This is a genomic window from Natrinema sp. DC36 (assembly GCF_020405225.1).
In the GTDB taxonomy this organism is placed as follows: domain Archaea; phylum Halobacteriota; class Halobacteria; order Halobacteriales; family Natrialbaceae; genus Natrinema.
The window spans coordinates 1,818,211-1,843,323 of the sequence record NZ_CP084472.1 but is presented as its reverse complement, the minus strand read 5'-3'; the positions used below and the strand labels follow the sequence as shown (position 1 = coordinate 1,843,323).

The 25,113-nt window shown below is 65.2% G+C and carries 23 protein-coding genes; 9 read left to right on the top strand and 14 right to left on the bottom strand.

Features of this window, described 5'->3' with window-relative positions:
- Window positions 1-43 precede the first annotated feature (43 nt).
- Complete coding sequence (locus LDH74_RS09710) at window positions 44-994, bottom strand: hypothetical protein (RefSeq protein WP_226042299.1); 951 nt, start codon at window positions 992-994, stop codon at window positions 44-46.
- Window positions 995-1,648: 654 nt separating this feature from the next.
- Entirely contained in the window at window positions 1,649-3,439 is a 1,791-nt protein-coding gene (locus LDH74_RS09705; RefSeq protein WP_226042298.1) for a hypothetical protein, read from the bottom strand.
- A gap of 255 nt (window positions 3,440-3,694) precedes the next feature.
- Here LDH74_RS09705 and LDH74_RS09700 point away from each other — a divergent pair, with 255 nt between their 5' ends.
- Both LDH74_RS09700 and LDH74_RS09695 read left to right on the top strand, forming a co-directional pair.
- Window positions 3,695-5,002, top strand: coding sequence for a hypothetical protein (locus tag LDH74_RS09700; protein WP_226042297.1), 1,308 nt, complete (start codon window positions 3,695-3,697; stop codon window positions 5,000-5,002).
- A gap of 74 nt (window positions 5,003-5,076) precedes the next feature.
- Window positions 5,077-6,474, top strand: a complete 1,398-nt coding sequence (locus tag LDH74_RS09695; protein ID WP_226042296.1) for a PAS domain-containing sensor histidine kinase — start codon at window positions 5,077-5,079, stop codon at window positions 6,472-6,474.
- Window positions 6,475-6,635: 161 nt separating this feature from the next.
- On the opposite strand, the gene LDH74_RS09690 is transcribed toward LDH74_RS09695, so the two are convergent.
- A complete protein-coding gene (locus LDH74_RS09690; protein ID WP_226042295.1) occupies window positions 6,636-8,228 on the bottom strand; it encodes an alkaline phosphatase family protein in 1,593 nt (530 codons plus the stop codon).
- A 267-nt stretch (window positions 8,229-8,495) separates the two neighbouring features.
- Here LDH74_RS09690 and LDH74_RS09685 point away from each other — a divergent pair, with 267 nt between their 5' ends.
- The 4 genes from LDH74_RS09685 (at window position 8,496) to LDH74_RS09670 (ending at window position 12,590) form a co-directional block, all read left to right on the top strand.
- Window positions 8,496-9,428, top strand: a complete 933-nt coding sequence (locus LDH74_RS09685) for a polysaccharide deacetylase family protein (RefSeq protein ID WP_226042517.1) — start codon at window positions 8,496-8,498, stop codon at window positions 9,426-9,428.
- Between the two features lie 92 nt (window positions 9,429-9,520).
- Window positions 9,521-10,642 (top strand): Gfo/Idh/MocA family oxidoreductase, encoded by a 1,122-nt coding sequence (locus tag LDH74_RS09680; RefSeq protein ID WP_226042294.1) that lies wholly within the window; start codon window positions 9,521-9,523, stop codon window positions 10,640-10,642.
- On the top strand, window positions 10,639-11,613 hold the full coding sequence (locus tag LDH74_RS09675) for a DUF362 domain-containing protein (RefSeq protein WP_226042293.1): 975 nt from the start codon (window positions 10,639-10,641) through the stop codon (window positions 11,611-11,613). Before LDH74_RS09680 ends, LDH74_RS09675 begins: the two co-directional genes overlap by 4 nt.
- Window positions 11,610-12,590, top strand: a complete 981-nt coding sequence (locus LDH74_RS09670) for an NAD-dependent epimerase/dehydratase family protein (RefSeq protein ID WP_226042292.1) — start codon at window positions 11,610-11,612, stop codon at window positions 12,588-12,590. The genes LDH74_RS09675 and LDH74_RS09670 overlap by 4 nt, the downstream gene beginning before the upstream one ends.
- A 41-nt stretch (window positions 12,591-12,631) precedes the next feature.
- On the opposite strand, the gene LDH74_RS09665 is transcribed toward LDH74_RS09670, so the two are convergent.
- From LDH74_RS09665 to LDH74_RS09655, 3 genes are all read right to left on the bottom strand, one after another.
- Window positions 12,632-13,063: a hypothetical protein gene (locus tag LDH74_RS09665; protein ID WP_226042291.1), complete on the bottom strand. Its 432-nt coding sequence runs from the start codon at window positions 13,061-13,063 to the stop codon at window positions 12,632-12,634.
- The gene (locus tag LDH74_RS09660) at window positions 13,056-13,622 is read right to left on the bottom strand and encodes an ArsR family transcriptional regulator (protein WP_226042290.1); all 567 of its coding nucleotides are present in this window, start codon (window positions 13,620-13,622) and stop codon (window positions 13,056-13,058) included. The genes LDH74_RS09665 and LDH74_RS09660 overlap by 8 nt, the downstream gene beginning before the upstream one ends.
- A 108-nt stretch (window positions 13,623-13,730) precedes the next feature.
- Window positions 13,731-14,720 carry a glycosyltransferase gene (locus tag LDH74_RS09655; protein WP_226042289.1) on the bottom strand — a complete coding sequence of 330 codons (990 nt, stop codon included), beginning with the start codon at window positions 14,718-14,720 and terminating at the stop codon, window positions 13,731-13,733.
- Between the two features lie 165 nt (window positions 14,721-14,885).
- Between LDH74_RS09655 and LDH74_RS09650 the strand changes: the two genes are divergently transcribed.
- Both LDH74_RS09650 and LDH74_RS09645 read left to right on the top strand, forming a co-directional pair.
- On the top strand, window positions 14,886-15,986 hold the full coding sequence (locus LDH74_RS09650) for a DUF354 domain-containing protein (RefSeq protein ID WP_226042288.1): 1,101 nt from the start codon (window positions 14,886-14,888) through the stop codon (window positions 15,984-15,986).
- Window positions 15,987-16,079: 93 nt separating this feature from the next.
- Complete coding sequence (locus tag LDH74_RS09645) at window positions 16,080-16,286, top strand: hypothetical protein (RefSeq protein WP_226042287.1); 207 nt, start codon at window positions 16,080-16,082, stop codon at window positions 16,284-16,286.
- On the opposite strand, the gene LDH74_RS09640 is transcribed toward LDH74_RS09645, so the two are convergent.
- The 5 genes from LDH74_RS09640 to LDH74_RS09620 are packed head-to-tail and all read right to left on the bottom strand — an operon-like array spanning window position 16,271 to window position 21,707.
- Window positions 16,271-17,341, bottom strand: a complete 1,071-nt coding sequence (locus tag LDH74_RS09640; protein WP_226042286.1) for a glycosyltransferase family 2 protein — start codon at window positions 17,339-17,341, stop codon at window positions 16,271-16,273. The two genes, LDH74_RS09645 and LDH74_RS09640, sit on opposite strands and share 16 nt — an antisense overlap.
- Window positions 17,334-18,881 carry a nucleotide sugar dehydrogenase gene (locus LDH74_RS09635; RefSeq protein ID WP_226042285.1) on the bottom strand — a complete coding sequence of 516 codons (1,548 nt, stop codon included), beginning with the start codon at window positions 18,879-18,881 and terminating at the stop codon, window positions 17,334-17,336. Before LDH74_RS09635 ends, LDH74_RS09640 begins: the two co-directional genes overlap by 8 nt.
- Window positions 18,881-19,906, bottom strand: a complete 1,026-nt coding sequence (locus LDH74_RS09630; protein ID WP_226042284.1) for a Gfo/Idh/MocA family oxidoreductase — start codon at window positions 19,904-19,906, stop codon at window positions 18,881-18,883. The genes LDH74_RS09635 and LDH74_RS09630 overlap by 1 nt, the downstream gene beginning before the upstream one ends.
- Window positions 19,903-21,120, bottom strand: coding sequence for a DegT/DnrJ/EryC1/StrS family aminotransferase (locus LDH74_RS09625; RefSeq protein ID WP_226042283.1), 1,218 nt, complete (start codon window positions 21,118-21,120; stop codon window positions 19,903-19,905). The genes LDH74_RS09630 and LDH74_RS09625 overlap by 4 nt, the downstream gene beginning before the upstream one ends.
- Window positions 21,117-21,707, bottom strand: a complete 591-nt coding sequence (locus tag LDH74_RS09620; RefSeq protein WP_226042282.1) for an acyltransferase — start codon at window positions 21,705-21,707, stop codon at window positions 21,117-21,119. The genes LDH74_RS09625 and LDH74_RS09620 overlap by 4 nt, the downstream gene beginning before the upstream one ends.
- 465 nt (window positions 21,708-22,172) lie before the next feature.
- Between LDH74_RS09620 and LDH74_RS09615 the strand changes: the two genes are divergently transcribed.
- Entirely contained in the window at window positions 22,173-22,709 is a 537-nt protein-coding gene (locus LDH74_RS09615) for a hypothetical protein (protein WP_226042281.1), read from the top strand.
- 279 nt (window positions 22,710-22,988) lie between these two features.
- Here the strand turns inward: LDH74_RS09615 and LDH74_RS09610 are convergent, their stop codons facing one another.
- The 3 genes from LDH74_RS09610 to LDH74_RS09600 form a co-directional block, all read right to left on the bottom strand.
- The gene (locus LDH74_RS09610; protein WP_226042280.1) at window positions 22,989-23,978 is read right to left on the bottom strand and encodes a DUF1616 domain-containing protein; all 990 of its coding nucleotides are present in this window, start codon (window positions 23,976-23,978) and stop codon (window positions 22,989-22,991) included.
- Window positions 23,979-24,184: 206 nt separating this feature from the next.
- A complete protein-coding gene (locus LDH74_RS09605) occupies window positions 24,185-24,460 on the bottom strand; it encodes a PadR family transcriptional regulator (RefSeq protein WP_098726399.1) in 276 nt (91 codons plus the stop codon).
- Window positions 24,461-24,689: 229 nt separating this feature from the next.
- Window positions 24,690-25,022 carry a winged helix-turn-helix domain-containing protein gene (locus LDH74_RS09600; RefSeq protein WP_226042279.1) on the bottom strand — a complete coding sequence of 111 codons (333 nt, stop codon included), beginning with the start codon at window positions 25,020-25,022 and terminating at the stop codon, window positions 24,690-24,692.
- Window positions 25,023-25,113 lie beyond the last annotated feature (91 nt).

The window sequence follows — 25,113 nt, the reverse complement described above, 5'->3', positions numbered from 1 at the left end:
CGGGGACGGAATTCGTGGGGGGAGGGTCGCGTCAGCGGCGGATTCAGTTTGAAGCGCCCGATGCGGCGTCTTCGGGGGAGGTCGGGACGCCGTCCGGGATGACTGCCTCGGGTTCGGTCCCGACGCTGTCACCGAGTTGGACGCTCGAGCCCGCTTCTTCGGAGATGCCCGCTTTGTCGTCGTAGTCGGAGTTCGTCACGGAGACTTCGGTGGGACTTCCGTTTGCACCGGCGACGATGGCGGAATTCTGGCCGTTCATCTCGATCTGGCAGTTGTCGACCTCGATCGTGCCGGGAGCCCACGCCCAGATACCGCGGCCGACGTAGCCTTCACTGCTGTCGACGTAGACGCTGGAGTTCGTTACCTTGCTGCCCGCAGTGGCCAGCCGGAAGTGCGAAACGTAACAGTTCGCGGCGAAGCTGCTGTCGATGTGGATCGTCCCGCCGCCCTTGTTGCCGGGGGCGGAGGCGTAGATCGCGTTGTCCGCGAAGTTCTGGATGTTGACGTTTTTGAAGTCGATGTGACCGGAGTGGTCGGGAGCGACCCAGAAGGCGGTCTGGCCGTGCCCGTTCGGGTTGCCGTTACCCGTGCTCGAGCCGTCGCCGAGGTAGACGTTCTCGACGGTACAGGTCCCGCCGGCGGTGTCGGAGATACCGAAGGTGGCGGAGCCGGTGCCGGAGGTGTTCTTGCCTTTGAACCCGATGTTTCGGATCGTCCAGTCGCTGCTGTGGGCCGTGACGATGATGTCCTGTCCGGTCGTCATGTCGATGAGCTTGTTCTCCCAGGTCTCACCGGCGTCGATGGTGATCGTCTGTCCCTCGGCTTCGATGACCTCGTAGTCGTCCTGGGCCGAGGCTGCACCGGCACCGCCGAGTGCGGTCGTCGCGGTCGCCACCGCGGCGAGCGAACGAACGTAGTTGCGGCGGGTTAATCCGGAATTTCGGCCTGTCGTCGGAGCGGATTCCGTTTCGGACGTACGGGGATTCTGCGCCATACATTTTCGTAACACCATCTTACGCCCATAAACTTTTCCTTGTCACTATGGCTTAAATTTACAGACATAGTTTCTAACTTTGTAGAAACTAGCACAATCTATGCATCTTCGTTCTCGAACATACGAATGATCACGCGCTGTAACTGCGGCGTGCAATCACGGCTTTTCTCGAGAAACGAGAGAATTCTTCGGTGTCCGGGGTACTCCGACCTGAATTCGACGAGTTGCTTCCCGCATCGTTTCTTCGGTGGTGACGCCGTTTCATTCGGACAGGAGTCCGTTTCCTCGGTCGTAATACCCTATTACCGGCCGGAACGCCGACCGACGGCCACCGTCGCCCGTCAGTCACTCCGTCCGCACGATCGACGAACGCGTCGAACCACCGCGGTCGCCAGTAAGACATCGATACCAGACTCGGCGGACGACTTGCCCCTCGAGTGCGCGTCGGGGCGCTGCCCAACGCACGCGTATCATCTATCCTAATCTCGAGTCGGACGACCCGGCCGAGTCGGACATTCCTCCGAAGGGACCGTGATCGACCGCGACGGTACGAGAGCGGCGATTCGATGCCGAGCACGGGAGGCGACTTCATCGCTCGACGTATCGGTTCGCTCTCTCCGAAGAAACGCACTCGCATCGGGCGACGAGGGACCCCTATGGCGCACTATCGATCGCGTACATCTCGAAATCGTCGTTCGAGATGACCTTGTTCGCGCCCGGTTCGGTGTCGAGTCCTTCGAGCGCACTCCTGTCGTAGTTGAGTTCGCGGTAGACGTCGAGTTCCCTCGACTCGTCCCAGTCGGTGACGACGAAGTAGTACTCGTCGGTGGGATAGGCCCCGCTGTAGTTCCCCTCCGAAAACACGGTTGCGTTGACGGAGCCGGTCGCGGCCGACGCGCCGCTGATGGTGTCGCCGCCGGAAATTCCGTTGATGCCGTGGTCGTATCGATAAGGGTCGTACCCCATCCCTGCGTAGGGAACGTCCTCGGCCCCGTGATCGAACCCGTCCTCGTAGCCGCTCATCATTTCGTCGGTCACGTGCTGGCCCGGGTTGTAGATCAGCGGCGACGTGAACACCGTCATGAGCCCGAGGACGAGACACGCCCCGAGTACCAGCGCCGTGACCGCGTTCGCGCCCGGTCTCGTGATCACGCTCGAGAGGCCACCCACGAGCTGTGCGAGGGCGATACCGGCCAGAATCGTCAGGAGCACGTAGATGAACCCCATCTGCCGGAACGCCATCGTCGGCGTCCCGAGGAAGTAGATGAGAAACATCGCGGAGAGCGGGAACAGTGCGAACGCGAAGTAGTTAACGAGGGATCTGGTCTCCCCGTCGAGGCTCGTCCGGCCGAGCCAGACGACCAGGATGAAACAGCCGACGACGAGGCCGATGATCGCCGAATCGAGGAACATCTTGACGAACAACTCGGTGAGGCTGCCGCCGATCTCGGTCAGCGACGTTCCCCGCTGGTCGACTTCGGTGCCGCCGCCGATATCCTGTGCGAGTAACCCGGTGACGAGGCCGCCGACGGCCTGCCTGAACCGCTCGTTGCCGAGCGCCCAGAGCCCGAAGAGGGCCCCGAGGGAGAGCGTGTGGACGTGGGTCGTCGGGTGCTCGAGCATCGGGTGCTCGTCGTAGCGCCGGCTGGCGAGGTACTGGACGCCGCTGATCGCGCCGATGAGAACGACGACGTTGAACATCTGCTGGGGATGCACCAGCAAGAGCGCGAGGCCGGTGAGAAAGACGAGGACGCTGAACGGCGACACGTCGAGCGGGAGCCGCTCGAGAGTCGAGCGCCGGTGGAGGTACGCGACGATCGCGAAGAGCACGGGCGGAACGAGGAACAGCGCATTCGAGTTAGTGTGGACGCCCATGTGCGTCGCGATGTTGTTGATCGGCAGCACCATCCAGGAGACGATCGCGGCGAGGCCGACCGCCAGCCCGTCGCCGGTCATATCGCGGACGACGAGCGGGACGAAGACGACGAAGGGGACGAAGAGGATGACCATCCCGAGTAGGAGTCCGCGTTCGATCGAGACACCGCCGGCGAAGTGCAGGACCGTCGCGATAGCGTGGAGTCCCGGATAGAAGAGTTCGTGCGGCGCGGTTCCGCCGGTGACGATGTCGCGCGTCCACCCGAGGTGCGTGAGTGCGTCGCCCATTCCGGCGAACCGATAGTTTCTGAGTATCGGGAGGCTCACGATGGCCGTGACCGTCAGTCCCCCGAGGCCGATTCCGAGTCCCTGCTGACCGCCGCGACAGGACAGGGTTGCTCCGACCGCGATCGCGAGCGCGAGTGCGAACCCGAACCAGGTGATCGTCGGAGCGCCCGCGTAGACCGACGGCTCGTAGGCGGTCGCGGGATTCGCCCTCGCCACGAGGATCCCTATCGCGACCGCGAGAAAGCCGATCGCGACCGTCACGTTGAGCGTCGATCGTCTCATGCCCTCTCACCGAGTTCGGCCGGACCAGTCTCGATACGCATGTGTTGGGCCAGTGGTCGGCACTGTCGGGGTTTGTTATAGGCTTCCTACCTTCGAAAACAGCCGTTGTGAGGCCTACATCCGAAGTATGCTATCCCTATCGAATCCGAACGGTCAGCTACGCATTGATTTCTCGCGTCGGAATCGATCAACGATTACGCCGGTTTTTGTAGGCGGTCGTGATCGGTCGAGACGACACCCGAACTCGCTCTCACTATGTCATCCATCATCATCGACGAACTCTCAACTCGCGAGGCGACCCTCGAGTGCTCGGTCCGCAGCTCGGCCGACCTCGAGCGGTTTTTCACCGACGAACCGTTTCGGACCAGCTACGACGTTCCGATCGGGGACGTTCCCGAAGGCGTGCTCGCGATCCCCGTCCTCGCGCAGGTCTGTCCGGTCGCGTGGGCCAACGGAGCCGACGTCTACGTCGACGAGGTCGACGCGACGTTCGCCCGCGCACTCGAGGACGTGAAGGCGTCGCTGTGTGACATGCACGACTTCCTCGAGGGAGGAACGCTCTACGCGCGCCGAACCATCGAACCGGAGCCGGACGCGACCGGCGAGAGCGGCCTGCTGTTCACCGGCGGCGTCGACTCGACGTGCTCGTACGTCCGCCACCGCGAGGAGTCGCCGACGCTGATCAGCGTTCGCGGCTGGACGATCACCCCGGACGCCGCCGACGACGGGAAGTGGGACACCCTCCGCGAGCGCGTCTCGGAGTTCGCCGCCGACCGCGACTGCGAGACGGCGTTCGTCGAGTCGAACATGCTCTCCTTCCTCGATCATCCCATGCTGTTGGCCCACTACAAGCGCTACGTCGACGGCGGCTGGTACAGCTCCGTGGGTCACGGGCTGGGACTGCTCGGCCTCTGTGCGCCGATGGCCTACGCGCGCGGAATGGAGGACCTCTACGTCGCAGCGACTCACTGGGACGGAATCGACCTCGAGTGGGGTTCTCGCCCCGACGTCGACGAGCACGTCCGGTGGGCCGGGACGCGGTGTCACCACGACGCCTACGAACTCACCCGGCAGGAACGCCTCGACAGTATCGCCGACTACGTTCGCGACGAGGATCCCGACCTGCAACTCCAGACCTGTAACGACCGCATGGACGGTAACTGCGGGGAATGCGAGAAGTGTTATCGGACGGCGGTCGGCCTTCGCCTGTCCGGCCTCGAGCCGTCGAACCACGGCTATCCGTTCTCGGACGCGGACTACCGGGACCTCCGTCGCTCCCTCGAGCGCGGCGAGTGGGTGCTCGGGCAGGACGAGCGCCACATGTGGGCCGACATCCGCGAGCGTGCCAGCGAGACCGAACCCGCGACGCCGGCCGAGCGACGCTTCTTCGAGTGGCTCGAAACCGCGGATCTGGCCGACCTGATATCGTCGTCCGGCTCGCCGCTGGTCCACCGACTCCTCTGGGCAGGCGCGCGAAACGCGCCGAACAGCGTCTACAACGCCGTGTATCCGGCCTGGACGACGGCGAAAGCGGGCCTTCGACTCGTCCGGTCGGGTCGATAGAGCGAGGCGCCCGGTCGGCGTCGCGCCCACCACGCTTTTCATCATCCTACGTGAACGAATGACACAATAGTGAGATGACCGTCGAAATCGGCGATCTGGCCTCGATTTTGCTCGAGAACGCCCAGGACAAACTCGCCGTCGTCGACGAGGTGGGGACGTACCTTTACGTCAACGAGGCGAGCCGCTCCATCCTCGGGTACGAGCCGGATCAGCTCGTCGGCGAGAGCTCCCAGGAATACATTCATCCGGACGATCGACAACCCGTCGCGGACAAGTTCCAGCAGATCGGTGGGGCGGGGAAGTCATCCGCGTCGGTCCGATATCGTCACGCGACCCGAAGCGGCGAATGGGTGTGGCTCGAGAGCCGGTTTACGGATCTACCCGACGACACGCTCGAGGGGTACGTCGTCAGCTCGCGGGATATCTCCCGACAGGTCGCAGCGGAGCACGATCGCCGCACTGCCGAGAGTCGACTGCAGACGATCGCCGGGACGGTCGGGGACGTCCTCTGGATGTTCAACAGTGATTGGACCGAGCTCCTGTTCGTCAACCCGGCCTACGAAGCGGTCTTCGGCCAACCGGTCGAGGATCTCGAGGCAAACCCCCGTGAGTTTCTTGAGGTCGTCCACCCTGACGACGTTTCCCGGGTCACGGAGACGATGAGGCGCGTGTCAGACGGCGAATCGGTCGACATCGAGTATCGCGTCAATCCGACCGCAGACTACAGTCGCTGGGTCTGGGTGCGTTCCGAACCGATTATCGAAGACGGAGAGGTCGACCGCATCGTCGGATTCTCCCGGGATATCACCGATCGTCGTCGCCGGGAACGCCAGCTAGTGATCATGGACAATCTCCTTCGACACAACTTACGAAACGATCTGTCCGTGATGCTCGGCAACGCCGAGTGCATCGCGAGGGACGGGGACGACCCGTCCCGCGAACACGCCGCGATCATCCGTCGACAGGGGCAGGAACTCCTCGATACCGCCGCCAAGCAACGCGAGATCATCGAGTTGCTGACGGAGGGATCGGCGCCCGCCTCGGTCGACCTCGTCCCGGTCGTAACCGAGTCAATCGAAACGATACGCGACCGGCATCCGAACGCGACGATCGAGACGACATCTCCGGACACCGCGATCGCCCGCGCAGTGACCGAAATCGAGTTAGCCGTGGCGGAACTCCTCGAGAACGCGGTTCGACACGAACCCCACGGCGAGCCGGAACTGTCGGTAACCGTCCGTTCGCACCCGGAAACGATCTCCGTCGCGATTCGGGATAACTGCCCGCCGATCCCGGAAGTCGAGTTTCGCATTCTCACCGGCGACTGGAAGATGGACGACGTCTATCACACGTCCGGACTGGGGCTGTGGCTCGTCTACTGGGTCGTCGACCTCTCGGACGGCAATATCACGTTCGACCGGTCCGAGACGGGAAACACCATCACGCTGACGCTACCCCGCGATCGGACGTGATTGGTGGCTGCCGGTCGTTTGGTATCCGTTCGAGCGGACCGGAGGGATTCGAGATCGAAGAGCGCCGGGAGAGACCCCTGTCACGACGAATACGTCGGTAGTTACTCGCACCTGTCGAACCGATAGTCATTCTGAGAACACGCGACGGACGGAGGGATCCATCACTCCATGTAGCCGAGCCCCTTCAATCGGTCCTCGACCTCGTCGAAGTCCTCGTCGACCGCGTCGTCGCTGTCGGTCCGGCTGACCGTCGTGCGGTCGACCTTCCTCGAGGACGGGCGCGCTTCCTCGGCGAACGCGTCGAACAACACCCGTCCGTCGGCGTTTTCCGGGACCGGTTCGCCGATTCCGTGGAGCAGCGTCGGCGCGATGTCGACCACGCGAGCCCCCCGGAGCGTCGCCCCGGCGTCGATCGACGGCCCGCGACACAGGACGATTCCCTCGCTGCGATGGCTCGCGTCGTAAACACCGGTGTCGCCGATCACGTCGTCGGCAACCGTGCTTCGTGACTCGTAGGTACCCCGACCGCTCACGACGAGGTCCGGTGACTCCTCGTCCGTCGGGAACAGTTCGTCCCCATCGGACACCTCGAGCAGCGCCTCCCCGTCGGCGTCGGTCGCGGACTCCAGGGCGGCCCTGATATCGGCCTTGATCTCCGATATCTCGCCGGGATCGACGACGCCGCTGTCGAAGCGGTCGGTGTCGTTGATGTACAGATTTCCGGTGTCGTGGACGAACGCGACCGTTCGATCGAAATCGACGTCGTAGAGGGCGTGATCGCCGGGGATCTGCTCGGCGACGGAGTCGACCAGCTGTCGGGGGAGTGACTGGACGAGGGCCTTTTCGGTGATCCCGACCCGATTGAGCGCACCGGTGATGGCGTCCCGGGAGATGCCGAGGCTCGCCAGCGCGCCGCGGGTCCCGTCGTCTTCGCGTCGGAACAGGAACCCCTCCTGCTCGAGGATGCGGTTGACGTAGACGAGGTCCTCGATCGGACCGAAGCCGTGATCGGAGACGACGTAAAGATCCGCGTCGTGATCGTCCGTGTAGTCCATAACCTCGCCGAGTACGTTGTCGAGTTTCTTGTAGTGGGCGAGGAGCCGATCCATGTCCCAGATGAGGTGCTGGAATCGGTCGGGTGCGGTGTAGACGAAGAAGAACAGTTGCCAGTCGTCGCTGGCGCGGTCCATCTGAATCCGCATCAGTTCGCGGCGCTTCGCGAGCACGTCGTCGACGGCGACTTCGAAGTCGTCCAGTCGGTCGGCGTACTTGGGGTAATCGAGGCTGATCTCGTAGTTCGGGATCCGGGACTCGATCTCGTCCCGGAGATCCGGCGGATGGGTGAACTCCCGGTCCGTCGAAGGCGTCATCATGCCCGTGACCATGGTGCCGTCGATCTCGCTGACCGGATACGTCATCGGGACGTTCCCGACGTGGGCCGGCCCGAGTTGCTCCCAGAGGGCCGGCTGTTGGAGATCTCGACTCGTGTACATCTCGTGGCTGTATTCCGAAGAGAGGTTCTGAAAGCCGTAGATTCCGTGCTTGTCCGGCCAGACTCCCGTGGCGATCGACGGCCACGCGAGCGGCGTCGTCGGCGGACGAGTGCTCTCGAGCGTTCCGGACGCGCCCTCCTCGCGCATCCGGGCGAAGTTCGGGAGTTCGCCCTCGTCGCTCCACTGCTCGATGAGTCTCCACGGTACGCCGTCGAGTCCGAGCACGAACGCTCGCTCGGAGGGTGTTGTAGATCCGCTCATGATTTATGTAGGGAGACGTCGAAGACGCCTATGGACAGAAATTGCCCGACGAGCGCTTTGTTATAGAGGGGTTTCACCCGGTAGCCGCCCCCACTCGATTCCGTTCGCTCCGATTAATTCCTCCGCCAGCACGTCCGCGCTCGGAGGCGCTCGAGCGGCGGCGGGAACCGCAACGGTTCTCGGTCCCCGTCCCGACAAGAGATCCATAACAAAGTCATCCCGGGCGGACCGTCCCGATATGAAACGAGTTCAACAGTGGTGGATACCGTGGGCAGCGTCGTAATCTCCCTCGACGCCGAACTCGGCTGGGGATTTCACGATCTGGCCGATCCGCCGACCGAGCGGGTCGAGGCCGGTCGCCGCGGCTGGTCGGTCATGCTCGAGTTGTTCGAGGAGTTCGATATCCCGGCGACGTGGGCGGTCGTCGGTCATCTCATGCTCGACGACTGCGACGGTGTCCACGCCGACCATCCGGCTCCCGACGGCTGGTTCGACCGCGAGCGAACCGACTGGGCGGATCGCGATGACCTCCGATACGGCCCCGATCTCGTGACGGACCTCCTCGAGTCGGACACCGACCACGAGTTCGCCAGCCACTCCTTCTCGCACGCCCTGTTCGGCCGCCCGGAGACGGATCGCGAGTTCGCCGTCGCCGAACTCGAGCGCAGCCGCGAAATCGCGGCCGACTGGAACGAGTCGATCGACTCGTTCGTCTACCCGCGCAACGATATCGGCCATCGGGAAGTGCTGGCCGAGCAGGGCGTCTCGGCCTATCGGGGACGATCGCCGACGCGGGACGGCGTGCGCGGGATCTTCGATTCGACGGTTCGGGACCGGTCGATGCTGGTCGAACCGGCCGTCGACGAGTACGGGCTGGTCAACGTTCCGGCGTCGATGTTCCTCTTCGGGTTCGAGGGGCCGGCGCGGACGGTCGCGGAGTCGATCTGGACGGACCCGATGGTCGAGTTGGCCCGCAGCGGGATCGACGAGGCGACTCGGACCGACGGGCTCTTCCACATGTGGCTCCACCCGAACAACCTGACCCACGAGCGGGACGATCACCGCATGCGGGCGATTCTCTCTCACCTCGAGCGCCGGCGGACCGCGACCGATCTCACGGTCGAGACGATGGCCGATGTCGCCCGCCGGGTCGCGGGACCGTCGTCAGCCACCGAGCGGGCGACGGCGAGCTGGAGCTGACGGACGAGACCGACCGAAGGGACGCGCTACTCGGCCGCTCGACGCGGTACGACGACGATAACAAAGCCCGCAGCCGGCCCGTTTTCGGGCAGATGGCACCAACGCTTCTGGATCGATGGACCGACTCGAGTTCCCTGTCGGTGGGCATACTCGGCGTCGGAAATATCGGCATGGTACACCTGAAGTCGGCGGCCGCGATGCCCGGCGTCGAGGTCGTGGCGGCCGCTGACGCCGTCCCCGAGAACCGCGAGCGCGCCGAACGCGCCGGCGCGTCGAACACGTACGACGACTACGCGACGCTGCTCGCGTCCGAGGATCTGGATGCGGCGGTCGTCGCACTCCCGCCGTTCCTTCACGCCGAAGCCGTCGAGCGGGCCGCCGAGGCCGGCGTCGACGTCTTCGTCGAGAAACCCCTGGCTCGGACGACCGACGAGGCCGACGAGATGCTCGAGACGGCCCGCGAGGCGGGTATCGCGATCGGCGTCGACCACACGCTGCGCTACCAGCCGGACATGGCCGGCGTCAAGGCGGCCTACGACGAGGGGAGCGTCGGTCACGTTCCCTACGCCTCGATCACCCGGCTCAACGACGGTCCGCTCGGCCGACCACCGGTCGAGAACGCGCCGCCGTCGTGGCCGCTCGACGCCGACGCGGTCGGCGGCGGCTCCCTGCTCGAACTCGGCGTCCACTGCTTCGACGTCCTCGAGTGGCTGTTCGGCGATCTCCGGGTCCGGGACGCCTCGATGGGACAGACGCTCGAGATCGACGTCGAGGACGCCGCGACCGTCCTCATGGAAGCGCCGGAGACGGGAACGACCATCACGCTCCACTGTGGCTCCTACCAGTGGGAACAGCTCCCGGAGGTCAATACCCGGCTGCGACTCGAGGGCGTGACGGGGACGATCAGCAATCAGGACCACCTGCCACAGAACTTCTACGCCGGCGCGGCCAAGTCCGCCCTCTCGAACGTCGCCAGTCGACTCACGCGCGACGAACCGGACGTCTTCGGGCCGACCTTCTATCTGCAGGCCCACTACGACGCCCTGGCGGACTTCTGTGAGGCGATCCGTGAGGACGAGCAGCCGCCGGTCGACGGGGCCGACGGTCGCCGGACGCTCGCGCTCGCCGAGCAAGCGTACGAACTGGCAGCCGCGGAGACCGACGACGCGGCCGACGAGATCGGGGAACTCGAGACGCCCGAGGTGACGCTATGAGCGCGACGGATGACGCGACGAGCACGACAGATGACGCGACGGACGAGACACCGGTCCGCGCGGCCGCCGTCGACGCCACCGAACGCCGCGGCGGGTGGGATCCCGATATCGACGCCCGCATGGCGGCGCTCGAGTCACCCGTCCGAGACCTGCTCGATCCCTCGCTCGAGACGCTCGCCGGGGCCGATCGGATTACGCTCGTCCCCGACGCCCACTACCCGTTCCATCCGTCGTCGGGGATGGTCACTGACCCGGCCGTGATCGGCTCGATCGTGTCCCGTCTCGAGCGGCGGACTGACGCCGCCGTCGCCGTCGCCGGCGCGAGCGACGAGCGGATCTCCGTCGATCGAACCGCTGAATATCTCGGCTACGCGAGCCTGCTCGAGCGCTTCGACGCCGAATTCGTCGATCTGGCGGACGAGTCCCGGACCGACGATATCTGTGTCGTCGACGGCAGTCCGGTCGCGCTCTCTGTGCCCGAGCGGCTCGTCGGGAGTACCGTCGTCGTCGTGCCGTCGCTGCGGCCGACCGAGGACGGGCCCGTTGCCGGCGCGATGCGAACGCTCGCCGCGCTCGGCGATGCGACGGCGGATCCCGAGCGAGTTCCCGTCGCGGCGACGCGCATCATCGACCCCGCCGTCTCCGTCCTGGACGCGACGACCGCCTACGGCGGCGACCCCGCCGCAGGAAACGCGCTGTTCGCGGGCGCTGCTCCCGCCGTCGACGCCGTGGCGTCCTCGCTGCTCGGCCGATCGCTCGAGCCCGACGCGGCGCTGCAGACGGCCCGCGGGGACGCGGGGCCGGTCACCGTCGAGGGGGACGGCGTCGACTTCGAGCGACTTCGAGAGCGGATCCCCGACGGCGACCTCCCGCCCTCGGATGAGCCCCATCCCGCCGTCTCGACCGCCTATCGCGTGTACGCCGCGGTCGCCGGCGACGCCGTCCCGCCGCAACTCGAGGGTGGTCGATGACCGCGACGACCGAGCCCCGCACTGCGGCGGTCACCGGTGCGACCGGCTTCCTCGGCTCGCGGCTCTGTGATCGCCTCCTCGCGGAGGGCTGGACGGTCCGCGGGCTCAGCCGACCGACCTCGGATCGGGGGGACCTCGACGACGTGGAGTGGTACGTCGGCGATATCTTCGACGACGAGACGCTGCGCGACCTCGTCGACGGGGCCGACGCCGTCTTCCACCTCGCTGGAATCGGCCTCTGGAGCGCCGGTCCCGACACCGTCCGGGAGGTCAACCGCGACGGGACGGAGCGCGTGCTCGAGGCCTGTCGCGACGGCGACGTCGGTCGCGTGGTGTTTACCAGTACCTCCGGAACGCGCCGCCCGAAGAACGGGAGCGATTTCGCGGACGAGACGGACGTTTCCGAGCCGATCGGTGCCTACCAGGCCTCGAAAGCCGAGGCGGAGGAACTGGTCGATCGGTACGCCGAAACGGACGGAGACGCCGTCACCGTCCATCCAACGTCGATCTTCGGCCCCGGCGACGAGGAGTTCACCGCGCAACTGCTCGCGATGGGTGTCGAGCCGACGATGCCCGCCTACCTCCCCGGCGGCCTGAGCATCGTCGGCGTCTCCGACGTCGTCGACGGCATACTGGCGGCGTACGAGCACGGAACCAGCGGCGAGCACTACATCCTCGGCGGCGAGAACCTCACCTACGACCGGGCGGTCTCCCGGATCGCCGACGCGGCCGGCGGCTCACCTGCACGGATCCGCGTCCCTGCCGCGGCGATCCAGGCCGCCGGGCCGGTCGCCGAGGTCGTCGACGCCGTCGCCGACCGCCGGATGTTCCCCTTCGATCGGAAGATGGCGACGCTCGCCACCCAGCGACTGTTCTACAGCTCGCGGAAGGCCAGCGAGGAGATCGGATACGAGTATCAGCCGCTCGAGGCGCACGTGCCCGAGGTGATGGAGTGGTACGAGGCGGAAGTGCAGTAGCGCTGGAATACAACGGCCACCGAGTATCGAGTCTCGTCCAGCTATGGCGGATTTTCGCGCGAATTCAGTAGCGATGGATCGTCGGCCTCGAGCGCGTCCCACCAGCACTTGATGACGGCGAGCGTGACCAGTTCCGGTTCCTCGTGAGTGATACACGACTCGCGATGCTCGGCCGGGTTTTCAGGTGGGTGGAAGTGTTTGTCCGGGTAGATCGGACGGATTTCCCAGCCGAATCGGAACTCGAGATCGGATTCACTGTAGTGGTACTTGTATCCGTGATTCATCCACCACTGGATGTCGAACCGGCAGCTGTCTCCGTCGAAGCCGAGGGCGAGCGTGATCTGCAGTTCGACCGGGTCGATAGCGCTCGGATCGTACGTTACGTCCGTGACCAGTCCGTCGAGTCGATCGCGAAAGACGCGCTCGACCGAGCGTAACGCGTCCCAGTCGATCGGTCCCCGTTCGTCAGGCATTCTCTGCGCGTTCCTCACCGGTGCTCCTCGAGTCGACGAGTCGCGTTTCCGTAAACGAGAGGGCCGTCTTCGCGAACGCGAGATTTCGGCGCGTCGTCTTCCACCGAGAGAGATCGTTCCACCCGTCTTCGTCGTCCGGTTCCAGACTATCGACGAGTTCCTCGGGACTCGTCGCTTCGTACGCGTCTTCGAACGCCCGAATCCGCGCTTTCATCTCGCGGATCGAACGCTCTAACTCACCGCGCGAGTGATCGTCGGCGAGTCGTTGCACTCGCTCGAGTCGCCGTCGGTCGGGATGGCGACGGAACCGGGTCGCATTTCCGGTCTCTCTCGTCGCCGCGTGCCCCGTCTCGGCCAGCGCTGTGAGATGCTTTCGTGCGGTCGGTTCAGAGACGCGGGCTCGGTCAGCGATTTCGCTCGCGCTCTGCCAGTCGGTCGTTCGACCGAGAACCGATTCGACGCGCTCGAACGCCGTCGTCGTGGCCGTCCACTCCCGCTCGGCTGCGTCGTTGACCTCGGTTTCCGTTCCCGTTTCCGGAAACGGGTCGAAATCTGACATTTTCGAATCGTCCGCTCCCATACGGGTTCCCACGCGTTGGTGAAAGATATGTTTTGGGCCGGAAACTAAATTTCGAACCCTACCGGCTCGAGGTCGGTGTTGCGAGAGCTATTCGAGTCGAGCCGCTCCCGCCACACGCCGTTTCTCCCTGTCGTCCTCTGTTTCGATGACCTGCCCCGCGACCTCCTCGTAGACCTCGAGCATCCGATCTGCCGTTCGGTCGATGCTCACCTCGCGGGCGGCCTCGCGGCCGTTCGATCGCTCGCCGGATTCGAGGACGGCGATGAGTCCCCGGACGAGTTCCTCGTCGCTCGCGGCGACGCGGGAAGGCTCGACTCCCGCCAGTCGCTCCCGGACATCGCCCACGTCGACGGCAACCACGGGGAGGTTGCAGGCCAGCGCCTCCTTCACCGAGTTGGGCGATCCCTCGCTGTGAGAGGTCAACAGGAGCGCGTCGGCGGCGTTCATATAGTCCGGCACCGCATCGTGATCGACGCCGGAGACGGTCCGGAGCCGCACGGGTCGCTCGAGGAGGTTGTCGGCCACGGTCACCACGCGCTCGGCCCGCGGGTAATTCTTCACGTCGCGCGCGGGCGAGTAGGGAAAGAGTACCTCGTACGCGTCTTCATCGTCGTCCCAGCCGACCCGCGCGCTGGCCCGATCCTGAGGCTCCGGCCGAAACGTCTCGAGGTCGACGCCGTCGGGTATCACCCGACAATCGCGTCCGAGTGCCGCGCGCATCTCCTCGGACATGACGATCACCTCGTCACAGAACGGCGCGGAGGCCCGGCTGACGGGTGCGACCGGGCCGTGGACGTCCGATCCCCACAGCGAGAGAACGACCGGTTTGCGGAGCTGTGCGAGGGCTATCGGCCCCGTCAATCCGTAGTGGGCGTGGATCAGGTCGTAGCCGTTTCCCGCTTCCCGCACGACCTCTGGAACCGTCCGAATGTAATCCACCGGACTCCGGTCAGTGTCGGCGTCGATCTCACCGGCCACCGACATCGTCGTAAACGAGACGCCGCGCTCCTCGAGCGCGTCCATCTGCTGGACCATGAACGGGGCGTCGGCGTACGCAGTGAGCGTGAGGACGTCCATTTCGAGTACCGGACGAAACGGACTGTGACCGTTTTGTTAACCGCCCGACCCACGCGAGTTTTTCTTCACGTACGTCTAGATGTGGGATTCGTATACGGTGACTTCCGGTCGGAATCCCCCGTAGCGATGGGATTACAAAGGGTCGAGATGGGGTAGCCACTATCGATGCGGATCCTCGTCTTGGCGAATACGCCAGCTCACGTCCATCTGTATCGACACGCCGTCGACCGCCTCGAGCGAGCGGGCCACGACGTGCTCGTGCTCACTCGGCGGTACGCCTGTACGACCGACCTACTCGACTATTTCGACATGCCGTACCGAGTGTACGGCGATCACGAAACGGAGCGGTACTCGAAACTGGGGTTCGCACGCGAGTTAGGTGGCCAGTTCCGCACGATCGCGACCGAATCGATCCGGTTCGATCCCGACGTGATCTTCGGCAGGGGACCCTACGCCGCCGCTGCCGGCATACTGACGAGAACCCCGGTCGTCCTCGTTCTGGACGACGAGCCCGGTGACTTCAACCACACCGTTTCTCGGCCGTTCGCCGATTGCATTCTCTCTCCGGCGGTAACGCGCCGCGATCTCGGCGACGCCCACTACACCTTCGACGGCTTCAAAGAGTGCGCCTATCTCCACCCCGACGTCTTCGAGCCGAACGCAGACATCCGGGAGTACCTCGGGGTGGCTCCGGACGAACCGTACGCAATCGTCCGATTCAACGCCCTCGACGCCCTTCACGACGCCGACCTCGAGGGGTTCCGACCCGAACAGCGACGCGACCTGATCGAACGCCTCAGCGAGGAGGTGACCGTTTTCGTCTCCGACGAGGGGAACGAGATGGACCTCCGGGACCTCCCCGCGCGGGCGTACGACCTCCACCCGGCACTGATTCACGACGCGATGGCCGAGGCTTCGCTCCTGGTCGCCGACACCGGGACGATGGTCAACGAGGCCGCACTGCTCGGTACGCCTGCCTTTCGCTACCGCGGCACCGACCGTCACGAGTACGGCGAGTTCCAGGAACTCGAGCGCGCCGGCCTCGCAGAGCAGTTCGACGAGTACGATGCGGTCTGCGAGCGGTCTCTCGAGGTCCTCGCCGACGACGAGGCCGACGAGCGCTGGCAGCGTCGTCGACAGGAGTACGTCGGCGATCTCGTGAACCTCACCGATTTGCTCGTCGACGTCGCCCGCTCTCGGGGGACGGTCGACCGTCTCGACCGTTCGACGAAGCGAGCGTTGCAGCCGCGTTCGCAGACGATGTGACTCCAGTGCTGAAGGATACGCAGCGATAAGAGTATCGTCCGGCTCACGAAACGCTTATACCTATCTCTGGAATAGGGCCGACAACCCCGTTCTATGAGTCTCTCCACACTACTTAGTCAACTGTTCTCCGGGTCCGAAACCACGACAGACACTCCAGAAACCGCCGCACAAAGCGGCGATGGCGTCAAATCAGTTACGGTCGTCCACGAGTGCCGTGACTGCGGAACGAACGTCTCGGCCGGAACCACTCAGTGTCCGACCTGCGAGAGCGACGCGATCGTGACTCACTCGATCGATTGAGCCGCCGGTCGATCGTCGCGGTCGGTCGTCGCGTCGCGCTCGTCGCACGGAATCTCGAGTCCCTCGTTCGCCTCGGCGTCGAGCTGGATGGCGCTGCCGAGCGAGACGAGTCCGACCAGGATCGCGGCGAACGAGGCGAGACTCGCCGTCGCGGCCTCGTTGCCGCGGGCGACTCGAACGAGCGAGCCACACACTCCCGCTAGCCCGCCGGCCAGCCCCACGGAGCCGACGGCGTAGTGGACGACGGCCGGGTTGAACGATCGGACCACGTACCGCGTTTTCAGCCGCCAGCAGAAGCTCCGGAGTAACAACAGGGAGACGTACCGGACGAAGGGGACGTACCGAATGCTGCTTTCCTCATCACCGTAGACCGCCGTCATGGGCACGTCCGCGACCCGACAGCCCGCGACGTTGAGGTGCGTCAGGAGGTGGTTCAGAAATCCGTACTGGTCGGTGATCGCCTCGAGATCGAGTCGCTCGATCGCGTCCCGCGAGATGGCGGTGTACCCGTTTTGCGGGTCGCCGATCGACCAGTAGCCCGACGCGAACTTCGAGAGCCCGGTGAGGATCGCGTTCCCGACGAACCGGAACGTCGACATGTCCTCGCGGTCTTCGGGTCGGAGCAGCCGGTTCCCTTTGGCATACTCGGCCTCGCCGGTCACGACGGGATCGATGATTCGATCGAGGATCGCGGGGTCCATCTGGCCGTCGCCGTTCATGACGGCGACGACGTCCAGTCCCTCCTCCGTCGCGCGGCGGTAGCCGGTCTTGACCGCCGCGCCGTAGCCGCGGTTTTCCTCGTGACGGATCGGCACGACGCGCCGGTCGTCGCCGCCGTCGGCCACCGCGACCGCCGGTTCGGTCGCGTCGCTTTCGGCCGCCGCGTTGACCCGCTCGGCGACCCGCTGGATCACCTGCCAGCTCTCGTCCGGCGATCTGTCGTCGATAGCGTAGATCCGATCGACGAAGTCCGGAACGGTTTCGATGACACGACCGACGAACGACGCTTCGTCGTAGGCCGTCACGACGACGCCGATCCGCTTGCCCTTATACATCGTTTCCTCCGTCGGTGCTCGCACTCACCGCCTCCGACGGCTCGCGCTCGGTTCCGTCGCGCTCGGTCCCATCGTGATCAGTCCTATCGCGATCAGTGCCATCGCGTTCGATACCGTCGTCGGGATCGCGCGATCCCCGCGGCGGTCGGCCGTCGCTCGAGCCGGCGAGGTCGTACTCCCGATGGGGCGTCTCCGAGAGGTCGACCGCGTCTCGCCCGTCGACGACGACCATCGGCTCGAGGCCGCCCCAGTCGATTCGATCGAACGCCTCGTGGGGCGTGACGATCACGGCGGCGTCGAACGCTTCGTCCGACAGCCCCTCAATTGTCACCGGGCGCGCGCCGTAGTCGGCCGGATCGACGAGCGGATCGACGCCCGCGACGTCGGCCCCCCGCTCGAGCAGGTCGTCGATAACCCCCAGCGCGGGCGAGGCGCGCGTTTCCTCGACGCCCGGTCGATACGTGACGCCGAGGACGACGATCGAGGCGTCCGTGATGTCTGTGTCCACCCGCTCGAGTTCGCGCTCGAGTCGATCGACGACGACCGACGGCATCTCGTGGTTGACTCGGCGAGCCGTCTCCGTGACGGCCATCGGCTCCTCGGTTCGGCCGAGCAGGAAGTGCGGGTAGTACGGAATGCAGTGCCCGCCGACGCCCGGGCCGGGATCGTGGAGTTGACACATCGGCAGGTCGTTCGCCGTGTCCATCGCTTCGCGGGTCGAAACGTCGAGTTCGTCCGCGAGCAGCCCCAGCTCGTTCGCGAGGCCGATGTTCACGTCGCGGTAGATGCCCTCGAACACCTTGACGGCCTCCGCCGTCGTCGCGTCCGAGACGGGGTGGACATCGTTCTCCGAGAGTTCGTCGTAGACGACCGCGGCCGCCCGGGTGCTCTCCGGATCGACGCCGCCGACGACCTTCGGATACTGACCGCGGATATCCCGGAGCGCCGTCCCCGAGGACGTCCGTTCGGGACAGAACGCGAGCCCGAACTCGTCGGTTGCGAGCCCGCTCTCGCTTGCGAGGTGGGGCTCGAGCACGTCGCGACAGGTCCCCGGCGGTAACGTCGACTCGGCGATCACCAGATCGCCGGGAGCGAGACCGGCGGCGATGTCGTCGACGACCGACTCGACCGTCGTTAGATCCGGATCGTTCTCGTCGTCCAGCAGCGTCGGGACGATGATCACGTGAATCCGTGCCGCAGACGCCGCAGCCGACCCGTCGATCGTGGCCTCGAGTCGGCCCGCATCGACCTGGTCGGCGACGAGAGCCGCGAGGCCGGGTTCGCCGATGACGTGGCTCTCGCCGCCGGTGATCGTCTCGACGACGGCGGGATCGATGTCCACGCCGGTTACGTTTCCCGTCGTCTCGGCGTAAACCGCCGCGAGCGGGAGCCCCATCTTTCCGAGACCGTAGACGGCGACCGGAATTTCGCCGCTCGTCAGGCGGTCGCGCTGACGGTCGGGGGACTGGCTCGAGCCGTAGAGTCCGCCAGTAGTCTGATTGTCTGCCGCGTCACAGGCGTCGCCAGAGACGTCCGGCATCAGGCTTCCACCTCCGGCTCCTGCGGCGGTTCGTCGTCCGTCTCGTCCGGCGGCCCCATCGCGAGCCGATCGATCAACTGGACCGTCTCGAGGGCCTGAATCCCGTCCTCGGCGGTCACTTCCGGCTCGGTGCTGGTGCGAACCGCCTCGACGAATGACTCGAGTTCGTTTCGAAGCGGCTCGCCGGTGTCGACGCGAGGTCGCTCGACGACGCTCTCGTGGCGGTAGCGGGACTGGCCGTCGTCCGTGAGGTACTCGGGGTAGGAATCGCGGTGGATCAGCACCGACTGCTCGAGGTAGTCGACCTCGACGAGACACTCGCGGGCGGTGACGGTGAGTTTCCGGACCTTCTTCTGGGTGACGCGGCTCGCCGTCACCGTCGCGATGACGTCGTCGTACTCGATCGTCGCGGTAGCGTAGTTGCCGTTCTCGGCCCCCATCGCGGCGACCGAGTGCGGTTTTTCGTCGAGTATCGACCCGACGACGTCGACGTCGTGGACCATCAGGTCGAAGACCACGTTGCCCGGTGCGGTCCGGTCGATCGGCGGGCCGAGCCGGTGGGCCTCGATGCTGATCACGTCCAGATCGTCGATCAGTTCCGCGACCGTCTGCACCGCCGGGTTGAACCGCTCGATGTGGCCGACCTGCAAGACGAGCCCCGCCTCGCGGGCCCGTTCGGCCAGTTTCTGGCCCTGCTCGACGGTTTCCGCGATCGGCTTCTCGACCAATACGTTGACGCCCGCCTCGAGACAGGCCGAGACCGTCTCGTAGTGAGCGTGGGTCGGGACAGCAACCGTCACGATATCACAGCGCTCGCACAGCGTCTCGAGGTCGACCGGTTCGGCCCCGTATTCGTCGGCGACTCGTCGTGCGATCTCGTCGTCGTGGTCAGTGACGCCGGCGAGTTCGACGCGGGGGAGTTCGGCGTAGATGCGCGCGTGGTTTTCGCCCATCGAGCCGACGCCGATGACGCCGGCTCGAATCTGTTCGTCGGTCGTCGCGTCAGTCGTTCTGTCCGTACTCATTGGCTGGTAACGTGATCCCGCACTGCTTCGACGACAGTCTCCCTGTCGCGTGTCGACAGGCCCTGGTGAACGGGCAGTGAGAGCACCTCCTCGGCCGCCCGTTCCGCGTGGGGGAGCCGCGCCGCGGCCGTACTGACCGTTTCGTAGGCCGGCTGGTGGTGAATCGGCGTCTCGTAGTAGATCCCGGTCCCGACGTCGCGATCCGCGAGGGCCGCCTCGAGGGCGTCCCGATCTTCCGTCCGAACCGTATACTGGTGGTAGACGTGCCGAGAGCCGGTCGGCTCCGTCGGCGTCTCGAGCGGGAGGTCGGCGAACCGCTCGTCGTACGCGGCGGCGTTCTCGCGACGGGCACGGTTGAATTCGGATAGTCGCTCGAGCTGGACGCGACCGATCGCCGCCTCGATGCTGGTCATCCGGAAGTTGTGCCCGAGAGCGACGTGGTCGTAGCCGCCGGTCCCGTTCACGTTTCGGCCGTGGTTGACGTAGCTCGCGGCGCGCTCGGCGACGTCGTCGCGGTCGGTGACGATCATTCCGCCCTCGCCGGTCGTCATGTTCTTCGTCGGATAGAACGAGAAGCAGGCCGCGTCACCGAACGTGCCGACTCGCTCGCCGTCGATTTTCGCGCCGTGGGCCTGGCACGCGTCCTCGAGGACGAACAGATCGTGCTCGTCGGCGATGTCACACAGCGCCGGCATATCCGCGGGCAATCCGTAGAGGTGGACCGGCAGGATTCCGGCGATGTCGTCGCGCTCGGCGAGCACCCGTTTCACGTCGGCCGGATCCAGCGTGTAGGTCTCGGGGTCGATATCGGCGAAGACGGGTGTGCCGCCCGCCAGTCGGATCGCGTTCGCGCTCGCGACGAAGGAAAACGGCGACGTGATCACCGCGTCGCCGTCCTCGAGTCCGATCGCCTCGAGGGCGGCGTGTAACGCGGTCGTCCCGTTAGCCGTCGCGACCGCGTGGTCGGTGCCACAGTAGGCAGCGAACTCCTCTTCGAAGGCCCTGACTTCCGGCCCGTCCGCCAGTCGGCCGTCCTCGAGGACGGATTCGACCCGCTGGACGGCGTCAGCACTGAGTTGGGGGTCGGCGATCGGAACGGGCGTCGCGTCGCGGTCGGGTTCGGTATCGGCGTTCGCTGTCTCGGCTCCGGCATCGGCACCAGTGGCGGCATCGATACCCGTCTCCGCCTCTCGGTTCGTTTCGGTGTCCGTCATGCGAGCTGGTTCGCCCCCTCGAGCGGGTCCGGTAGCTCCTGGACGGTCGCTGGCGTGCCGACGGCCAGACTGTCAGCCGGAACGTCGTCCGTCACGACGGCCCCGGCGGCGACGAACGCGTTCTCGCCGATCGTGACGCCGGGCAACAGCGTCGCGTTCGCGCCGATCGACGCGCCGTCCTCGATCGTCGGCCCCTCGAGTCCGTCGTCGGTCCGGACGGGGTACTCGTCGTTGGTCAGCACCGCACCCGGGCCGACGAAGACGTTGTTTCCGATCGTCGTCTCGGTCGGCACGTAGACGTTGGTCTGGAGGCTGACGTGCGAACGAATCGTCGTCTGCCCGTCGATGACCGTCTTGGTTCCGACGAGCACGTCGTCACCGATCGTCGTCCCTTCGCGGACGAGGACGTCGTGTCCGGTCGCGAACTCGTCGCCGATCGTCACGTCGCCGTAGACGATCGAGCCGGCGCGGATCGTCGCGTTCTCGCCGATCCGCGTCGGCTCGTCGAACTCGCCGTAGCCGACCGTCGCGTCGGCGTCGATCGTACAGCCGTCGCCGCGGACGACTTCTCGTACCGCTTCGCTCATTGTGGTTTGCCTCCGTCGTCACGGCTCCCCCGGACGTCGCTCGAGCGACCGCGACGGTGAATCGTGGCGTGCGTTCGAGCCGCTACTCGGCGTCGTGGTCGGTCGCGTATTCGTTTCATAGTCAATCGATACCCGCGTGGGTAATCGTCCTGAAACAGCCGGTAGCGAGGCTTTGTTATCCCCGGCTTGCAGGGCCCGTAGTCACGTACTACGGCCTCGTCGGGACGGCACTCCCCGTCACCGTCGTGAGCCGGTCGCTCGCGGCCGCGAACGAGCGTACAGAGTGCGTTCGGGCGCTGAAACATCGAATTTTGCGTCTGTCACGGACGCCAACTGGTACAATTCCCTTTCTCAGGGGTAGCCGAGCGATAGTAAAGTGACACAGTCTGGCATTCGCTGGTGTGAGGAATCCGACTACACCCGTCAGACGGAATCGGGACTCGAGACGACACGACGAGAGCAGACATGTCTGAGACTGAACTCACCCAAGCCGAGCTATTCGATGTCTTCAGTAACGCGCGGCGACGACGGGCGGTCCAGTACCTGAAACGACAGGGCGGCTCCTGCGATCTCGCGCCGCTCGTCCAGCAGGTCGCCGCGTGGGAGAACGACACCGAGCCCGACGACGTGACCCGGACCCAGCGCCGGCGAGTGTACATCTCGCTGTACCAGACCCATCTGCCGATGCTCGAGGACCACGGCATCGTCGACTGGGATCCCGACGGGCACAAGATCGAACTGCTGCCGAGCGAGGACCGGTTCGAGCCGTACCTCGACCGCCACCTCGAGAACGATCGGCCGTGGCATCGCATCTACGCGGCGGTGACGGCGGTCGGCGTCGTCGCACTCGGGCTGTCGGTGCTCGCAGTCGGTCCCCTGACGACCGGTCTGGCACCGGTCGTCGCACTGGTACTCTGTTTCGTCGTCCTCGCCCTCTCAGCAGTACAACACCTCTCCCGCCGTCCGGATCTGGACTTTCCGTTCGGCTTCGCGAGCCGGTAGAGCGTTTCCCGCGCCCGACTTCCGTCGTCGTTTGCTATCCTCGCCATCCCAGTTCGCGCCGACTTACCCCTCTGGCCGTCTCAGCCCGTCTCGAAGGGATAGCTCCGGCTCGGAGGGTCGCTCCGACTCGAGTTGAGACTGCTGTCTCGAGGCGGTAAGTCAGTGTGTCGTACGCATCGAACGCGTCGAACGCGCCCCAAAACGGAGTGGCTCTCCCTCGGAACTCGATACCGTCCCGATCGGAGGTCACGTCCACGGCGGGGTCCTCTGCGGGAGTCGTTACGCTCCTGTTACTTCCACCCAGAAGTGGGTCTCCTCCGCAGCGTTTTCGTTCGTCGGCGTGGCCGGCGGTTCGCCCTGATAGAGCAACAGACTGATCCGGACCGTTTCGCCGGGTCCTGCCGTCGGCGTCACCGATCGTTCCCCGCTCGCGGTCGCGCCGTCCGAGACGGTCGCGTCGATCCGTCGTAACTCCGTTCGTTCGACCACCTCGCCGTCTTCGACGACCTGTTCCTGGACCACGACCGTGTAGCGCTGTTGGTCGCCCTCCTGGTTTTCGATCGAGACGGTTAGCGGGATCGACTCGCCCGGCTCGACCTCGCTCGGCAGCGCGCCGGCGACCAGTTCGCCGTCTTCGTCTTCGCTGTACAGCGCGAGCTCGGTGTACCCGCCGCCCGCTACGGGCAGCAAAAATCCAACGAGTAACGCGCCGACCGCCGTTCCGATCGCGACTACGAGCAGTACCGACGACGCCGTCGCGACCGCGCTATCGTCGCCGCGGAGACGCTCCAGACTCGAGATCGGGGAGACGCTGAACCGATCGGCGTCCGGAGTCCGGAGCCGTCGCACGACACCCAGTTGGGCGGTGACGACCGTCACGAGAGCGAGCGCCCCTGCGATCGACGCAGCGGTCAGCCCCCAGCCGGTGATCGGCAACAGCAGCACGGCCAGCGGAACGATCGCGAGCGAGAGGACGAATCCCAGACCGACGCGTTCGGTGACGTCGATTCCGCGGGGACGGGCCTCGGCGGCCGTCGCCGCCGTTTCTCGCGCGTCCCGCTCGCGGGCCGGAAACAGGACCGAAACGAGCGCGTAGCCCGGGAGAAACAGTGCAAGCGGCATCGTAACGAACAATCGAAGGCCGGTTCCGGACTCGAACGCCGTCACGATTAGGAACGCGAGTACCGCGCTGATCGAGACGGCCGCGAGATCGAGCGGGTACCGGCGAACGAACTCGAATCGCGTCCGACTACTGGTTCGATGACTCATCGACGATCCACCGGGGTTCGTCGTGCAACGTTCGATCCCTGTGCGGACAAGACGGGTGCCATTCTCGTTGGAGCGATACACTCTTCCGTGCTTTGTTATGGCCGTGTTACCGCGAGAGTGAAAACTATCGTCCGGTGGGAGAGACACGGCTCACTGTGAGATCGACTGTACTCGCGGTCTTCCGCCGTCGAGGGCCACCTGTCGCCCTAGAAGTCGATATACTGTCCCTCCCATTCCCGACGATCTTCGATCTGCTGTCGACCGGCATCAGTGATCGCGTAGTAGTTCGTTCGCCTGTCGAGTTGTCCCTTCTCGACCAGTTCCTTGTTGACGAGCGTATCCAGATTCGGATACAACCGTCCGTGGTTGATCTCCGAACTGTAGTACTTCTCGACTTCGTCTTTGACGGTCTGCCCCGACGGTCGGTCGGCACCTGCGATCACGTACAGCAGGTCGCGCTGGAAGCCGGTCAGATCGTGCATTGCTCAATCACACTGACCGTTCCAGTGAATAGATATTTGTTATCCGTCTCATACACTGTCCGTTCCGTCATTTCGTGCGGTATTACTCGAGCGTAACCACATATTCCCGGATATTACTCGATCTCCGACGCGTCGATCGGGGCGGCGCTCGAGGCGGTCATCAGCGGTGTCGAAAACAATCGTTTCACCGGGCAGACAGACACCACATCCGCGACCCATCCGAGGCCAATCAGCCGTCGCTATCAGAGACGACGACGTTAATCCCGTCCGCGTCGATCCGAACGCGAAGGGCGTCGACGGTCGTCTCGTAGGCGGTCGTATGGGACCCGTCGTTCTCGAACCGCACACACTCCGCCAGGAGATCGCTCTCGAGGAGGTTGTTGATTCGTCGGTAGACCGTTGCCGACGAGCTGTCCGTTCGTTTCGTCAGTTCCTTTGCGGTCTTCGGCCCTTCGCTCGTGGCGATGAGGATCGTCCGTGCGCAGTCGTCACCGAGGACATCGAGTTTGGCCGCTGGATTGGCAGTCGACTCGGATCGTGTGTTACTTGCTTGCGTTGACATAGTTGTAGTCACCCGTTCAGGACGGGCAGGGTCCGTTCGCTCTGTGTGAGAGGTGACGATTCGAGTGGGTCTGTCGCAGGACCACCACTGT

What these genes read in the sequence shown, in the direction of transcription:
- LDH74_RS09710 (WP_226042299.1), bottom strand. Translation starts at nt 994, where the DNA reads ATGGCGCAGAATCCCCGTACGTCCGAAACGGAATCCGCTCCGACGACA.
- LDH74_RS09705 (WP_226042298.1), bottom strand. Translation starts at nt 3,439, where the DNA reads ATGAGACGATCGACGCTCAACGTGACGGTCGCGATCGGCTTTCTCGCG.
- LDH74_RS09700 (WP_226042297.1), top strand. Translation starts at nt 3,695, where the DNA reads ATGTCATCCATCATCATCGACGAACTCTCAACTCGCGAGGCGACCCTC.
- LDH74_RS09695 (WP_226042296.1), top strand. Translation starts at nt 5,077, where the DNA reads ATGACCGTCGAAATCGGCGATCTGGCCTCGATTTTGCTCGAGAACGCC.
- LDH74_RS09690 (WP_226042295.1), bottom strand. Translation starts at nt 8,228, where the DNA reads ATGAGCGGATCTACAACACCCTCCGAGCGAGCGTTCGTGCTCGGACTC.
- LDH74_RS09680 (WP_226042294.1), top strand. Translation starts at nt 9,521, where the DNA reads ATGGCACCAACGCTTCTGGATCGATGGACCGACTCGAGTTCCCTGTCG.
- LDH74_RS09675 (WP_226042293.1), top strand. Translation starts at nt 10,639, where the DNA reads ATGAGCGCGACGGATGACGCGACGAGCACGACAGATGACGCGACGGAC.
- LDH74_RS09670 (WP_226042292.1), top strand. Translation starts at nt 11,610, where the DNA reads ATGACCGCGACGACCGAGCCCCGCACTGCGGCGGTCACCGGTGCGACC.
- LDH74_RS09665 (WP_226042291.1), bottom strand. Translation starts at nt 13,063, where the DNA reads ATGCCTGACGAACGGGGACCGATCGACTGGGACGCGTTACGCTCGGTC.
- LDH74_RS09660 (WP_226042290.1), bottom strand. Translation starts at nt 13,622, where the DNA reads ATGTCAGATTTCGACCCGTTTCCGGAAACGGGAACGGAAACCGAGGTC.
- LDH74_RS09655 (WP_226042289.1), bottom strand. Translation starts at nt 14,720, where the DNA reads ATGGACGTCCTCACGCTCACTGCGTACGCCGACGCCCCGTTCATGGTC.
- LDH74_RS09650 (WP_226042288.1), top strand. Translation starts at nt 14,886, where the DNA reads ATGCGGATCCTCGTCTTGGCGAATACGCCAGCTCACGTCCATCTGTAT.
- LDH74_RS09645 (WP_226042287.1), top strand. Translation starts at nt 16,080, where the DNA reads ATGAGTCTCTCCACACTACTTAGTCAACTGTTCTCCGGGTCCGAAACC.
- LDH74_RS09640 (WP_226042286.1), bottom strand. Translation starts at nt 17,341, where the DNA reads ATGTATAAGGGCAAGCGGATCGGCGTCGTCGTGACGGCCTACGACGAA.
- LDH74_RS09635 (WP_226042285.1), bottom strand. Translation starts at nt 18,881, where the DNA reads ATGCCGGACGTCTCTGGCGACGCCTGTGACGCGGCAGACAATCAGACT.
- LDH74_RS09630 (WP_226042284.1), bottom strand. Translation starts at nt 19,906, where the DNA reads ATGAGTACGGACAGAACGACTGACGCGACGACCGACGAACAGATTCGA.
- LDH74_RS09625 (WP_226042283.1), bottom strand. Translation starts at nt 21,120, where the DNA reads ATGACGGACACCGAAACGAACCGAGAGGCGGAGACGGGTATCGATGCC.
- LDH74_RS09620 (WP_226042282.1), bottom strand. Translation starts at nt 21,707, where the DNA reads ATGAGCGAAGCGGTACGAGAAGTCGTCCGCGGCGACGGCTGTACGATC.
- LDH74_RS09615 (WP_226042281.1), top strand. Translation starts at nt 22,173, where the DNA reads ATGTCTGAGACTGAACTCACCCAAGCCGAGCTATTCGATGTCTTCAGT.
- LDH74_RS09610 (WP_226042280.1), bottom strand. Translation starts at nt 23,978, where the DNA reads ATGAGTCATCGAACCAGTAGTCGGACGCGATTCGAGTTCGTTCGCCGG.
- LDH74_RS09605 (WP_098726399.1), bottom strand. Translation starts at nt 24,460, where the DNA reads ATGCACGATCTGACCGGCTTCCAGCGCGACCTGCTGTACGTGATCGCA.
- LDH74_RS09600 (WP_226042279.1), bottom strand. Translation starts at nt 25,022, where the DNA reads ATGTCAACGCAAGCAAGTAACACACGATCCGAGTCGACTGCCAATCCA.